General features: G+C 75.0%; 12 protein-coding genes. All 12 read left to right on the forward strand.

Annotation, left to right across the window (positions count from 1 at the left end):
- The first annotated feature begins 12 nt into the window (after positions 1-12).
- The 12 genes from UK12_RS05435 to UK12_RS05485 all read left to right on the forward strand — a co-directional run bounded on the left by UK12_RS05435 (position 13) and on the right by UK12_RS05485 (position 14,247).
- Positions 13-606: a DUF4255 domain-containing protein gene (locus UK12_RS05435; protein ID WP_082119330.1), complete on the forward strand. Its 594-nt coding sequence runs from the start codon at positions 13-15 to the stop codon at positions 604-606.
- Positions 603-1,541: a hypothetical protein gene (locus tag UK12_RS05440; protein ID WP_045300101.1), complete on the forward strand. Its 939-nt coding sequence runs from the start codon at positions 603-605 to the stop codon at positions 1,539-1,541. The genes UK12_RS05435 and UK12_RS05440 overlap by 4 nt, the downstream gene beginning before the upstream one ends.
- Positions 1,542-1,587: 46 nt before the next feature.
- On the forward strand, positions 1,588-3,453 hold the full coding sequence (locus UK12_RS05445) for a phage tail sheath family protein (protein ID WP_045300102.1): 1,866 nt from the start codon (positions 1,588-1,590) through the stop codon (positions 3,451-3,453).
- 97 nt (positions 3,454-3,550) lie between these two features.
- Entirely contained in the window at positions 3,551-4,006 is a 456-nt protein-coding gene (locus tag UK12_RS05450) for a phage tail protein (RefSeq protein WP_045300103.1), read from the forward strand.
- Positions 4,003-6,018: a phage tail sheath C-terminal domain-containing protein gene (locus UK12_RS05455; protein WP_045300104.1), complete on the forward strand. Its 2,016-nt coding sequence runs from the start codon at positions 4,003-4,005 to the stop codon at positions 6,016-6,018. The genes UK12_RS05450 and UK12_RS05455 overlap by 4 nt, the downstream gene beginning before the upstream one ends.
- Before the next feature lie 103 nt (positions 6,019-6,121).
- Positions 6,122-6,694, forward strand: a complete 573-nt coding sequence (locus UK12_RS05460; protein ID WP_045300105.1) for a phage tail protein — start codon at positions 6,122-6,124, stop codon at positions 6,692-6,694.
- Positions 6,691-8,007, forward strand: a complete 1,317-nt coding sequence (locus UK12_RS05465; RefSeq protein ID WP_045300106.1) for a CIS tube protein — start codon at positions 6,691-6,693, stop codon at positions 8,005-8,007. Before UK12_RS05460 ends, UK12_RS05465 begins: the two co-directional genes overlap by 4 nt.
- A 140-nt stretch (positions 8,008-8,147) precedes the next feature.
- Positions 8,148-8,309: a hypothetical protein gene (locus UK12_RS39430; protein WP_156178548.1), complete on the forward strand. Its 162-nt coding sequence runs from the start codon at positions 8,148-8,150 to the stop codon at positions 8,307-8,309.
- The gene (locus UK12_RS05470) at positions 8,302-9,396 is read left to right on the forward strand and encodes a phage late control D family protein (protein WP_045300109.1); all 1,095 of its coding nucleotides are present in this window, start codon (positions 8,302-8,304) and stop codon (positions 9,394-9,396) included. Before UK12_RS39430 ends, UK12_RS05470 begins: the two co-directional genes overlap by 8 nt.
- Positions 9,397-10,062, forward strand: a complete 666-nt coding sequence (locus UK12_RS05475; RefSeq protein WP_197084590.1) for a phage baseplate assembly protein V — start codon at positions 9,397-9,399, stop codon at positions 10,060-10,062.
- Positions 10,059-11,609: a hypothetical protein gene (locus UK12_RS05480; protein WP_045300111.1), complete on the forward strand. Its 1,551-nt coding sequence runs from the start codon at positions 10,059-10,061 to the stop codon at positions 11,607-11,609. The genes UK12_RS05475 and UK12_RS05480 overlap by 4 nt, the downstream gene beginning before the upstream one ends.
- A gap of 82 nt (positions 11,610-11,691) precedes the next feature.
- Positions 11,692-14,247 (forward strand): hypothetical protein, encoded by a 2,556-nt coding sequence (locus UK12_RS05485; protein WP_156178549.1) that lies wholly within the window; start codon positions 11,692-11,694, stop codon positions 14,245-14,247.
- Positions 14,248-14,352: the final 105 nt, after the last annotated feature.

Here is a 14,352-nt window from a genome sequence, read left to right on the forward strand (position 1 = left end):
CAGCATCACCCCATGGCTGGATACCGGGCACTCGCCGCCGTGGGGCGCAGCGTCGTCGCGCTGCTCGACCGGCGCTTCGCCGAGCGGATCCCGGTCGGCCGCCGACCGGAGGCGGTCCTCGCCGGGCCGCTGGACTTCGAGAAGGTGGACACCCCCGGCGCGGTGATCCGGCATCCGGCGGTCTCGGTCTACTGCTACCGGCTGAGTGTCGACAAGGAGACCCGGCCGGGCTGGTCCGCGGTGGCGGCACGGGACGGGATCCCCCGGCTGCCGCTGCGGATGCACCTGATGATCGCGGCCTGGGACCAGTACGTGGAGGCCGAGTTGGAGTGGCTGGGCCTGGCGGCGCAGGTGCTGGACAGTGACAGCATCCTCACCGGGCCGCTGCTCGACCCGAGCGGAGAGTGGGAGAGCGGGGACATGATCCAGCTGGTCGCGGACGAACTCGCGATGGATTCGCTCAGCGAGGCGTTCCAGGCGTTCACCACCGAGTACCGCCTCTGCCTGCCGTACCTGGCGCGGGTCATCCGCATCGACGGTCCGGCCCAGGGCGCTGCCGGGGAGGTCGCCACGGTCGCGGCCGGGCTGTCGGAGGTGCGGCGATGACCGGCGGCGGCGCGGTGCCCGAAGGCCGAGCGGTGAGCTGGGCAGCGGGGTTCCGGGAGGGCTGTGTCGGCGACCTCGGGGCCGTCGACGTCCTGCACCGGCTCGCACTGGCGGTGTCCCCCGTGGACGCCAGGACCAACGGCCCGGTCTGGCCCGGGGTGCGGGCCGACCGGGAGATCGAGAGCCCGCCCGACCGCTTCGGCCGCTCCCTGCTGCGCGTCCTGCCGCTGGAGGCGCACGGCGGCACGGCCTTCGTCCTGCGCTACGGCAGCAGTTGCGGCGTCGGGGTCCGCGGCCGGACAGTGAGCCTGCGGATCGCGGACCCGGCGTCCCGCTGGGTGCCGCGCCGGTTCGTCCTCCCGCTGTGGACGCGTGCCGAGCTGGCGGAGGCCGAGCGGCCGTCCGGCACGTTCGTGCCGGTGGCGGCCCGCCTGCTGCGCCCCTGGCTGCTGCCCGGGGTGGCCTACCCGGTGGCCGGGGGAGTCACCGGCCTCCGGCTGCGGGTCACCTCCGAGGGGGTGCCGGTGCGCTGGCCCAGGGTGGAGGCGTTCGGCCCCGGTGGGCTGCGCGTCGGCTGGGCGCACGGGGACCAGTACGGGCAGGTGCTGCTGCTGGTGGACGGTACCGGCGCGCTGCCGCCGCCGACGCCCGCGCGGTTCGACGTAGCGCTGCGCGCGCACATCCCGGACCCGGCGACCGCGCCGCCGCCGGAGGCGCTGGACCGGCTGGACGCGCTGGATCCGCTCGACCCGCTCGGGGACTTGGTGGTGGAGGCCGTCGGCCGTTCGCACAACCCGCCCCGCCCCGAGGACCTCGACAACGACGTCCTGCGCGGCCTCGCCGTGCCCGACGGCTATCTGACCGCAGCCGGGGACGTGGTCCGCTCGCTCACCGTCGGCCAGGTGATCCGCTCGCCCGACCTGCCCTTCGGCTGACCCGCCGCCCGCCCTCCGGCTGACCCGCGATCGAGGAGGTCCGACCGTGCCCGAGTACCTCACCCCCGGCGTCTACGTCGAGGAGACCAGCTTCCGCTCACGCTCGATCGAGGGCGTGCCCACCAGTACCTTCGGCATGGCCGGGCGGACGTCGACCGGCCCGGTCCCGTACGCCGTGGGCGGGACGACGGTGGCGCCGGGGCCCGCGCTGGTGACCAGCTTCACCGAGTACGAGCGGGCCTTCGGCGGCCTGACCGTCGACGGCGACCCCTGCTGGCTCGCGTTCGCGGCCCGCGCCTTCTTCGCCAACGGCGGGCGGCGGCTGTACGTCTCCCGGGTGTTCAGCTTCACCATGACCACCGGTCCGCACCCGGTGATCGACCAGGACCGGAACTTCGCCGCGCTCGCGCTGCCGCTCGGGGCGACGACGCCGCTGCTGCGCTGGCGGGCCCGCTGGCCCGGTACGGCGGCCGCCCAGGTCAACGTCTCGGTGACGTTCCGGCGCAGCAAGAACGTGCTGGTCGGCGGTCGGCTGACGGGAGTCCAGCCGGGCGCGGCGGTGGAGCTGGTCCCGCTGGTGGCCGGGCAGCCGAAGCCGATCGCGGACAAGGTGGCGCCCGATCCCGCCAAGGTGATGGTGGTCGCCAGGGGAGCCGACGGGGTGCTCGGCTACGTCGGGGCGGGGCCGCAGGGCGTCCAGCCGGTGGACCCCAACACCGGGGCGTACCACCTGACGCTGGCCGTCACGGTCCGTTCCGGCGCCGAACGCACGGACGTCTACAACGAGTTGGAGCTGGCGGATCCGCACCCCCGCTCGGTGGCCAACGTCCTCCAGGCCGCCGACCCGGCCGACGAGTTCGCACTGGTCTGGCTGGAGACCGTCGCTGCGGCCCAGGGGCAGCCGGCGCCCGCGCCCGGCGCCCTGCTCGCCGCCCTGTTGACGCTCGACTCCCGGGACGGCGCGTATCTGTCGGGCGGCGGCCCCGGCCAGGACATCGGGCCGGACGAACTCCTCGGCCACCCCGCCGACCCCGACAGCATCCACACCCCCGCCACCGGGCTGGAGGCGCTGGGCGAGATCGACGACATCGCCGTCGTCGCCACCCCGGACTCCGTCAGCCTGGGCCCGGACGCGCAGCTGACGGCCGTCCAGAACCTGATCGGCCACTGCGAGCGGCTGCGCTACCGGATGGCGGTGGTGGACCCGCCACTGGGCAGCTCGATCTCCGAAGTACGCCGGTTCCGCTCGCAGTTCGACACCAGCTACGCCGCGCTCTACTACCCCTGGGTGCGCATCGTGGACCCGACCCGGCGCCCCGACCCGAGCGCGCCCCAGCCCCTGCTGGACGTCCCGCCGTCCGGCTACGTCGCCGGGGTGTACGCGCGCAGCGACATCGAGCGCGGTGTGCACAAGGCCCCCGCCAACGAAGTGGTCCTCGGCATCACCGACTTCACCACCAACGTCACCTACGACCGGCAGGCGGTGCTCAATCCCGAGGGGATCAACGCGCTGCGCTTCTTCGAGGGCCGGGCCAGGCGGATCTGGGGCGCCCGGACGATGAGCTCCGACCCCGAGTGGAAGTACGTCAACGTCCGCCGGCTCTTCCTCTACCTGGAACACTCCATCGACAAGTCGACCCAGTGGGCGGTCTTCGAGCCCAACAACGAGCGCCTGTGGGCCTCCGTCCGGCAGAGCGTCGAGGACTTCCTGCTGGCCACCTGGAAGACCGGTGCGCTGATGGGCACCAAGCCCGAGGAGGCGTACTTCGTCCGCTGCGACCGGACCACCATGACCCAGAACGATCTCGACAACGGCCGCCTGATCTGTCTGATCGGCGTCGCACCCACCTATCCCGCCGAGTTCGTGATCTTCCGCATCGGCCAGTTCACGGCGGATGCGCAGGACGGCTGAGGCTCGGGACGGCTCTCAGGACGGCTGAGGCCAGGACAACCGACGTGCAGGACAGCAGCTGCCGTGCAGAGCAGCCGGCCCGGCAGGAGGCAGACCCATGGCAATCCGCAACAACCCGTACGGCGCCTTCAACTTCCTCGTCAGACTCGGCGACACCGGCGGTGAGGACCAGATCGCCGGCGGCTTCTCCGACTTCAGCGGCGCGGGCAACGAGGTGAAGTTCTCCGAGTACCGCAACGGCAACGACCCGGAGAACCACGTCCGCAAGATCGCCAACACCAACACCACCGACGACGTCACCCTCAAGCGCGGGATCATCGGCGACCTGCGCCTGTTCAACTGGATCAAGGCGACCAGGGAGGGGGCCTTCGATCCCCGGACGGTCGTCGTGACGCTGCACGACGAGGCCAGAACCCCCGTCTGCCAGTGGGTCCTGCGGGCCGCCCAGCCCAAGAAGTGGGTCGGTCCCACGCTGTCCGGCAAGGGCGGCGGCGAGGTCGCGATGGAGGAACTCCACCTCGTCGCCGAGCGGATCGACTTCGTCTCCCTGTGACCGGGCCACGTGGTGCGGGCAGCCCGGGGCTGCGGCTGGGCGCGCCCGGCGTCTACCGGGACGACCGGCGACCGGCGCCCGCCTTCCGGCCGGTCCGGCTCGACGTGGCCGGCTTCGTCGGAGTGGCGCCGCGCGGACCGGTCGACCTGCCGGTGGCCCTCGACAGCTGGTCCGACTACCTCCGGCGGTTCGGCGGCTTCGAGGGGCCCGGCCTGCTTCCGTACGCCGTGCGGGAGTTCTTCGCCCAGGGCGGCACCAGGGCGTACGTGCTGCGCGTCGCACCCCTGCCGCGCAGCCCCGAGCCCGAGGCCGGGAACGCCACCGCCCTGCACCGCACCCGGCTGACCGCCGCCGACGGCAGCGCCCCGCAGGACCTCGACCTGCGGGCCAGGGACGAAGGCAGCTGGGGCCAACGGCTCTCCGTGCACTGGGAGTTCGTCGCCTCCCGGCACTTCCTCGGCCCGCTCGACGGCCGGGAGCTCACCCTCCCCGACGCGCTCGCCCCGCCGATCGGCTCGCTGCTGCGGATCCGCGGCCCGGGCCTGCCGCCCGCCGGGAGCTACGCCCTGGTCACCGCACTCGCCGACCGTCCGGCCGCCCCCGGGCTGCGCCGCCGGGTCGCCCTGCTCGACCGGCCGACCCTGCCCGCCCCGGACACGGCGGAGGTCGACCTCGTCACCGCCGGGGTCACCGTCGACGACGCCGACCCCGCGCAGGCCCGGCAGGAGCGCTTCACCGACCTGGGCCTGTCGAGTGCCCACCCGCGCTTCGTCGGCGACGTCCTCACCGCGGAGTCGCTGCTGGTCGTCCCCGACGGGCCGTGGCCGTCCGCCCTGCTGCCGCCGGACGCCTTCCTCGGCGCCGCCGACTCCGGCTGCGTCCGCCCGGGTGCGGACCGCTGGGCCGGTATCGGCGCCGACAGCTTCTTCGGCCCGCTCCCGCCGGAGCTGCTCCCCGTCGGCGGCAGCGGGACGGCGGACGGCGAGGAGCCGCCCGGGGGCGCGGTCGCGGACATTCCCGGCGTGGACCGGATGTCGCTGGTGGCGGAGGTCGCCCTGCTCGCCGTGCCCGACCTGCTCTGGCAGTACAGCGTGCCGACGGGCAGCACCGAGATCCCGGTCCGCCCCGCCGGGCCGGAGTTCGCGCCGTGCCCGCCCGCCCCGGTGCCGACGGTCTACACCCCGCCCCCGCAGCAGGAGGTGCTGCTCGACGGCCGCACCCAGCTGCCCGAGATCCTCCGGCGGCAGGGCAGGCTGGTCGCCCTGGCCGAGCGCCAGCGCCGCTTCGTGGCCCTGCTGGACGTGCCGCCCGGCCTGCCCGTCCGGCTGGTCGCCCGGTGGCGCGCGGGCTTCGACAGTTCGTACGCCGCCGCCTACCACCCCTGGCTGGGCGTCGTCGCCACCGAGGCCGGGCCCGGCCGCCTGGGGGGCGGCCAGGCGGTGCTGGTGCCGCCCTCCGCCTTCGCGGCCGGGATCATCGCCCAGCGCGAGCAGCGGCTCGGCATCCCGTGGGGCCCGGCGAACGTCCTCGCGGTGGACGCGGTCACCGCCGCCGACCGGCCCACCGCCGCCGAACTCGACCAGCTGCACCTGCTCGACATCGACACCTTCCACGCCGAACGGGACGGCTTCCGGCTCGCCTCCGCCCGTACCCTCTCCCGCGATCCCGACTACCGGCAGCTGAGCGTGCGCCGACTGATGACCATGCTCCGGCTGGTCCTCGAACGCCAGGCCCAGAGCCTCGCCTTCGAGCCCGACTCGCCGCAGCTGCGGGCCGAACTGCGCGGCGCGGTGACCCAGTTGCTGCGCGACCTGTTCCGCGACGGGGCGCTCGCCGGGGCCGACGAGGACCAGGCGTTCTTCGTCCGCTGCGACGAGGGGCTCAACCCGGCCTGGTCCCAGGGGCTCGGGCGGCTGGTCGCCGAGGTCGGGGTGGCGCCCGCGCAGCCGCTGGAGTACCTGGTGCTGCGGATCGCGCAGGACGCGGACGGGGCACCGGGGGTGACGGGGTGACCGCCCGACGGGGTGAGCCCGCGCCGGGGCGGGGCGGTGGACGCCGCTCCGGCCGGTCCCGGCCGAGGACCGGGGACGGCCCTACCGAGGCGGTGGGTGGCTGATGGCCGAACTCGTCCAGGGCTTCAGGTTCCGGGTCGGGCTGACCCGCAGTACGTCCCCGGGCCCGAGCGCCGCGCCGCCGCCCGTCCTCGGGGCGGAGTCCGCCCGGCAGCCCACCCGCGCGCCCGCGGTCTCCGCACAGGGCACCGGGGCGGCCGACCGGCTGGGTGACGGCGGCTTCCAGGAGTGCACCGGCCTCGATCTGGAGGCCGACCTCCGCGACCGGCTGGAGGGCGGCCGCAACGACGGGACGGTGCGGGGCGTGGGCCGGGTGAAGCTGCAACCGGTGGTGCTCAAGCGCGGCATGCTGGTCCCCACCGACGGCGGCGGTGCCGACACCGCCCTGTGGGACTGGCTGCACGGCATGGTGAGCGGCACCCTGCCGCTGCCCCGCTACGACGGCGACGTGGAGGTCCTGGACCCGTCCGGCGGCCGGGTGGTCGCCCACTGGCGGTTCACCCGGGGACTCCCGCTCAAACTGACCGGACCGGCCCTCAACGCGCGGACCGGCGAGATCGCCATCGAGGAACTGCACATCGCCCACGAGGGACTGCGGCTGGAGAGGACCGGATGACACCGCTCGCGCACGCCACCCTGCAACGCCTCCGGCGCGGTACCGCCACGGCCAGGGACCAGCCCGTCCCGGTGCTGGACGACGGCCCGGCGGTGCCCGTCCAGTTCAACCCCGCCTCGCTGCGGATCAGCCGCAGCAACAACACCGACCGGGGCGGCACCACGACCCTGACCCAGAAGCGCCAGTACACCGCCCAGGAGGGGGCGACGCTCGCCTTCGACCTCGAGTTCGACACCGCCGAGCAGGGCGGCACCGGGGACTACGTGGACGTCCGGAAGTGGACGGCGCTGGTACGGCAGTTCGTGGAGCCGCCGCCCGACAGCACCGGGGACCCGCCGCCGGTGGTCCGCTTCGTCTGGGGGACGCTGCGCTTCAACGGGATCGTCACCCAGGTCACCGAGGAGCTGGACTACTTCGCCCCGGACGGCACCCCGCTGCGGGCCAAGGTCGGCGTCACCATCGCCGAACAGGACTTCAGGTACCAGGCGAACGAGAAGGGCGCGGGCGTCCGGGATGCCCGGGAGGCGACCGACCCCGGGCGCCCCCGGCCAGGCACCGCGCCCGGGACGGCCGGGACCAGCCGTCCGCAGCAGGTGGTGCAGGCCCAGGAGGGCGAGAGCGCACAGCAGTTGCTGGCACGCCTCGGACTCGACCCGGCGGCCTGGCGGGGTGCGATGCGGGGACTGGACAGCCCGCTGTCGCTGCCGGCGGGTGCCGCGGTGCAGCTCGGCGCCGAGGTCTCGGCGGGCGGCGGCGTCGGTCCCGCGACCGGGCAGGGCGCCGGTTACGCCGGTGCGCCCGCGGCCACCTCGGTGGCCGGACTGGCGGCGGCCCTCGGTCTTGGCCCGGGGCTCCCGCAGTCCGACGACCTGTCGGCAGGGTTCGCGCTGTCGGCCGGCGGTGGGATCGCGGCCTCGGCGGACAGCGTGCTCGCGGACACCGCCGCACGGGCCGTCGGGCGGGCACAGGGCTCGTTCGCCGCTCCGCCCGCCGCCCGGCAGCCGGGCGGAGCACAGGGCCCTGCGCAGCGGGCACTCGTCCCGCAGGGCGCCGACCGGCGGTCCGCCGGCTACGGCCAGGGCATCCCGCTGCGGGCCCGGGCCGACCCGGGGACGGTGGCCGACGGCGAGGCGGGCGGCGGGCGCAGCCTCGCCGGCCGCGCCCGGCAGAGCGAGGTCCCGCCGCCGGTGGGGCTGTCCGCGCCCTGGGAGCAGCTGCCGCCGCCCGCCGCCGACCGCCGCACCGCCGACTGCGAGCAACGCCGCCGTGACGCCGGGCCGAGCACCCTGAGATGGCGTCCCCAAGGAGCGTGACCGCGCGCCGGGCCGCGAGGAAAGGGCGGTGCGGCGAGTGCAGCGGGGCGGTTCGAAGACAGTCGTCCCCCGCTTCACACGCGTTCCTCGCGCCGCCGGGGCACTCAGCGGCCGTCCGTCGGCCCGGCAGGGAGGCTTGGATGAGCGTGCACATCGGGGAGATCCACACCGACGTGGTGCCCGCCGGGGCACCGGCCGAGCAGCGCGGCGGCGGGCAGCAGCCGGCCGAGCGGCTGCCCGAGGCGCTGGCGCACGCCGAGTGGCTGCGCGCCCGGGTGGCCGCGGAGGGCTTCGATGACTGAGCCCGCCGTCAGTGCCGTCGCCCCGGTCTTCGAGGTGGCCGGGACGCTGGTGCAGGAGCTCGCCCGGGACTGCGTCCGGCTGGAGGTCGCCGAGGGTGCCGAGGGCCTGCGGACCTTGCGCGCGCACCTGCTGGCCGTCGGCATCGGCGCCAGGGGCCCGCAGGACCGGCTGGCGCATCTGGACGGCCGGACGGTCGACCTCGGCAGCCCGCTCAGGGTGTCGCTCGGCCCGCTCGGCCGGCAGCGCCATGTCTTCGAAGGCGCCGTCTCCGCACTGGAACTGGTGCTGGACGACGGTGAGCCGCCACTGGTCGTGGTCCACGCCGAGGACGCGCTGATGCGGCTGCGGATGACCCGCAGGATGCGCACCTACACCGACGTCACCGACGGCGAGCTGGCCGAGGCGGTGGCCCGCGAGCACGGTCTGCGGGCAGCCGTGGAGCTGGACGCGGACGCGCCGCGCTACGACGTCGTCCAGCAGCTCAACCAGAGCGACCTGGCCTTCCTGCGCGAGCGGGCCCGCCTGCTGCAGGCCGAACTCTGGTGCTCGGGAGGTACGTTGAACCTCTCCTCCCGCTCCGGGCGGCAGGCCGGCGCCGTCACCCTGGTGTTCGGCCGCGACCTGCTGTCCGCCCGGTTCGCCGCGGACCTCGCGCACCAGCGCAGCGAGGTCGTGGTGACGGGGTACGACGCCGGGCAGCGGCAGCCGATCGACGAACGGGCCGGGCCGGAGGCCGTCGAGGCCGAGGCCCTCGCGGGCGGGCGGACGGGCGCGCGGCTGCTGGGCCGGGCGCTCGGCCCGAGCACCACGCTGCGGGTCCGCGAGGCGGCCCTGGGCCCGGCGGAGGCGAGCGCCTGGGCGCGGGCGGAGATGCTGCGCCGGGGCCGGCGGTTCGTCACCGCGACCGGGGTCACCAACGGCACGCCCGACCTGCTGGTGGGCACCCGGCTCACCCTGGAGTCGGTCGGCGGGCCGTTCGAGGGGCCGGGGTACTACGTGACGCGGATGCGGCACACCTTCGATCTGGAACACGGCTTCCGCACCCGCTTCGAGGCCGAACGCCCGACGCTCAACGGGGTGGTCTGATTGGCTCTGTCCGCACCGCCCGACGGTGCCGTTCCCGGCTACTTCGGCGTCTACCCGGCGATCGTCACGGACATCGTGGACGAGCGGCGGCTCGGCCGGGTCCAGGTCCGCTTCCCCTGGCTCGGCACCGACGGCGACCGGGACGTCCGGGCCTGGGCCACCCTCTGCTCCCCGTACGCCGACGCGGACCAGGGCCTGCTCGTCCTGCCCGAGGTGGACAGCCAGGTCGTGGTCGCCTTCGAGGCGGGCAACCTGCGCCGCCCGTACGTCATCGGCGCGGCCTGGAACGGCCGGGAGCCGCTGCCGCACACCCCGGAGGCGGCCAACGACATCCGGCTGCTGCGCTCCCGGGCCGACAGCCGGCTGGAGTTCGACGACACCGGCGGTGCCGCCAAGGTGCGGATCACCATGGCCTCGGGCCACCAGGTGACGCTCGACGACGCGACGCAGCAGGTGACGATCCGCCACGCCGGGGGCTGCGTCGTGCGGCTGACCGCGACGGCGGTGGAGGTCCAGGCCAACGTGTCGGTCGAGGTGACGGCGCCGGCCGTGAAGGTGGACGCCGCGCTCGCCACCTTCACCGGCCTGGTCAAGGTCGGCACGCTGGTCGCCGACCAGATGGTGATGTCGCCCGCCTACACGCCCGGCGCGGGGAACCTCTGGTGAGCGCGGTGGAGCACGGATTCAAGCTGCGCGCCCCCTGGTACGTCTGCGAGCGGGGCGGCTACGACCGGTTCAGCCCGGCGGCCGAGCGGCCGGCCGTCCAGAAGTACGACACCGCCGAGTACGTGCAGCGGCTGCTGGCCGATCCCCGGGACTCGCTGACGTTCGACGCCGCCGAGGACGTCTGGTCCTACCCGGTCGCGGTGCCGGCCGCCCGGCGGGGCGCCGGGCGGCTGCGGTTCGCCACCCACCAGCTGGTCCGCACCGAGCTGCGCAAGCTGTACCAGCCCAGCCACGACCGCTTCTACGCGGTGGCGGTCGAGCTGTTCTGCGACCGTCCCGGGCTGCCCCGGCCGAGCCCCGCCGACGAGCTGGAGGTCGGCCTGGTGATGCGCAGGCTCACCATGCGGGTGACCGCCAGGCCGCTGGTGGTCCGGCGGCTGGCCCGGCAGCTGACCGCGCGCCTGCTGGCGGCCCAGAGCGCGGGGGCGAAGCCGGAGTCGCTGCGTGAGAGCGATGTCGACGACGTGGTGTGGGCCGATGCCGCGCACCGGCTGTCCCTGGACCCCGGGGACACCTACTGGCGGGACCGCCTCGGCCTGACGGAGGTCGTCGAGGGCTGGGTGGTCGGGCCGACCGGCCGTGGCCGGTGGCAGCCGGTCGGACCGGACGGTGCCCCCGAGGACCAGGTCCTGCCGATGTGGCGGCTGCCGAATCCCGGTCAGAAGTGCGCGGCGGCGGCGACCCGTTCGCTCTGGTTCGGCCCGGTGCCGACCTTCTCCGGCGAGCACGACGCCGACGGCGCCCCGAAGCTGGACGAGGAGGCCGTCTACCAGCTGCGCTGCTTCGTCCGGCGCAAGTCCGCGCCGGGGGACGGCCGGTGTCCGCCGCAGGTGTCCTGGAGCGCGCCGACCGAGCCGTTCCGGCTGGCCGCCTTCTTCGACCCGCAGGGCAGCAAGAACCGTCAGGTGTCGGTACGGCTGCCGGACTTCCGCACCCTGGCCGCCCGCGCGGGCCAGCCGCCGGGCCCCGGTGGCGCGGTGGTCACCAGCCCGCCGCAGTCCCAGCTCTCCTTCGACCCGGGCGGCGGGATACCGAGCGGCGGCTCGGTGGGCGGCACCTCGCCGAGGGTGTGCACCTTCGCGATCGAACTCCTCACCATCGTGGCGTTCTTCGTGTTCAGCCTGTTCCTGCCGGTCGTGGTGTTCCTCTTCCAGCTGTGGTGGCTGCTGGCGCTGCGGTTCTGCCTGCCACCGGCCGCTGCGGCGATGGCCCTGCTCAAGGCGTACTTCGCGGGCGGCGGCACGCTCGCCGACCTGCCTCCCACGGCCCCGGGGCCGCCCGCCCCGCCGTCGGCGGACCGCACCATGCTGGACGCCCTGCTCGGCGCCCCCGGGGCGAGTGCCAGGCTCGCCGCCGCCGACAGCAAATTCCCCGCCGCCGACGCCGCCGAGCTGCCGGCCGCCCTCGACCCGACCACGGCGGCGCGGCCCGCCGAGCCACCGGTGGAGTGCTCCCCGCCCGACCCGCTCTGCGGGGGCGGCAGGTGACCGGCCCGCGGCTTCGTACGGGGGAGTGATGGCACAGGACCGCGAACAGCGCCCGGCCCCACCGCAGCCGGCCCCCGCAAAGGTGCCTGCTCCCACGGCGGCTGCTCCGCCGCAGCCGGGCAGGCTGGCCGGCGAACTGTCGGGCATCGGCGGCCTGCGGGACGAACTGCCGCTGGAGGGCGGTGTTCCGCTCACCGCCACCCCGGCCATCGCCGAGTACCTGGCCCGGACGGGCCCGGCGGGCGGCCGGGTGCCGGTGCGGCTCGGCAGCGTCGCCGCCGGGACGCTGCTGCTGCGGCAGACCGAGGCCGGGTTGGCCACCGGACCTGGCGACGGCTTCCAGCCGGTGCCGCTGCTGCACCCGCTCTTCCTCCCGCTGCGCGACCGGGGGATCGAACCGGTGCTCGCCGTCCGCACCACCGCCGCCGGTGCGCTGGAGGGCCATGCCGCCGCACTGGTCAAGGGCCGGCTGGTCGGCGGCCCGCGCGGGCTGATCGACCAGGTCGAGACCTACGGCCAGGCGCTCGGCTGGACCGGACTGAGCAGGCTGCGGCTGCCGGGGGTGGTCAACGAACTGCGCGGCCGGGTGCTGACGGTGCAGGCCACCGGGATGCGCTTCGAGCTCGGCGGCTTCCTCAGCGCCACGGGCACCTTCGGCCTCGCCAACGAGACGGTGGCCTTCGACGCGACGGCGACCGGTACGGTCCCCGGCCTCGGCACGGTCACGGTGCCGATCACCCGGGGCCCGGACGGCGCGCTGACGGGCGAAGCCGTGGTGGACGTCGCCCTGCGGGGCTTCACCGGACAGCTGGCGGCGGTCTTCGCCGGCGGCGTCGTCGATGTCCGGGGAAGCGTCGGGTACACCGGCGAGAAGCTCGGCGGTCGGCTGACCCTGGTCGCCACGGACGCCGCCTCCGCCCGGGAGCTGACGGACGGCCTGGTAGCCGGGGCCGAACCCCCGGCTCCGACGGCCCCGGCGGCCCCGCGCCCCGGGCCGCGGGTGGTCGCGGGCTGGGGCACGGTCGACGTCCGGCTCGCCGACTGGCTGGGCGGTGCGGCCCTGGTCGTGGTGGACCACCTCGGCGATGTGACGGTGGTCGGGAAGATCACCCCGCACCTGGAGAAACCGCTGTTCGAGGCGGAGCGGTGGGCCAAGGACCTGCCGAAGCTGGAGGTCCGTGCCCTCTACGGGATTCCGCTGGTCGGCAACGTCTTCGTCTTCGCGAACATCGGCCTCGGGGTCTTCGCCGGCCTCGGCCCGGGGACGTTGCAGCGAATGGAGCTGACCGGCACCTGGTCCACCAAGCCGGAGGTGCTGAAGAACTTCGCGCTCACCGGGACGCTCGACGTCCCGATCAGCGCCGGGGTCCGGTTGACCGCCCAGGGTGGGGCGGGTGTCGAACTGGTCGGGCACGACATCAAGTTCGGGGTCGGGATCGATGCGACCGCCGCGATCCGCGGCTATCTTCAGGCCACCCCGAGGATCGGCTACCGGGAGGTCGCCGACCCCGGGGCGGGCAAGCACGGCGAGTTCTTCCTCGGCGGGCACCTGGAGCTGGCCGCCCGGCCCTCCCTCGCCCTCGGCGGCGAGCTCTTCGTCGATCTGGTCAGTCCCTGGTGGTCGCCCGCGCCGAGCAGGCGGTGGGACTGGCCGCTCGGGCAGCTGGAGTACCCGCTGCCCGGTGAGTTCGGGATCGGCGCCGATCTCGCCGACTACGTCCTGGGGTCGGGGCGGCGTCCCGAGCTGACGTTCGGCGAAGTGGCCTTCAGCGCCGACAAGTTCATGGGGGACCTGCTGGGCAGGCAGGTGCCGCAGAAGTCGGGCGCCGACGAGGCCAGGCCGGGCGGCTGGCAGGACACCGCCGCCCCCGGGGCGCCCGCTCCGCAGGCGTCCGCTCCCAAGTCGCCCGCCCCCAAAGCCCCGGCCGCCAAGGCCGCGAAGCCCGCTCGGCCGGCCGGCCCCGCCGCCCCGCCGACGGCCGTCCGCGCCCCGCAGTCCGGGAACGAGGCCGTCCCGAGCCCGGCCAAGCAGAACCGCTGGCTCGGCGGGCTCCAGGCGCTCGGCGGCCTCGCCGAACACTCGCACCAGGACCCGCTGGACACGGCCGGGATCCGGGACGCACTGGCCGGACTGCGCCGGACGTACGGATTCACCGAGCTGACGGCCGAACTCCAGGCGGGCGACTGGGTGATCGCGGCCGGGATGAGCCCGAGGGTCAGGAACGTGGCCAGGGTCAGCGCCAGGACGGCGGCGACCGCCGCCGGGGGCCAGCCGCCCGACGTCGCGCCGCCCGGTCACGTCTACCGCGGCGGGCTCTACAAGGACCTCAAGGACCCGGTCACCAGGAACAACGTGCCGGGGACGGAGATCAACCACATCCCGCCCAACTCCGTGGTCCACCTGGACACCAACGGCCCGGCGATCCAGATGGACCGGCGGGACCACAAGGAGACCGCCAGCTGGGGCAGTTGGGCGACCTCCAAGGAGCACCGGACGGACCAGCGGAACCTGATCGGCAGGGGGAGGTACCACGGTGCGATCCAGAAGGACATCGACGACATCAGGTCGAAGTTCGGCGCCAAGTACAACCGGGCCGTCCGGGAGATGCTCAACGTCATGCCGGCGGGCTGGTGGTGACGGCCCGGCCCGCCGTCAGGCGGAAGCCCGCGCCGCGGCATCTCCCGCCGGGGCCGCCCGCGCGGGGCGAAACGCTCCGGTGACGGTTGCCGCCCATCATCGAGG

Source organism: Saccharothrix sp. ST-888, assembly GCF_000955975.1.
GTDB lineage: Bacteria > Actinomycetota > Actinomycetes > Streptomycetales > Streptomycetaceae > Kitasatospora.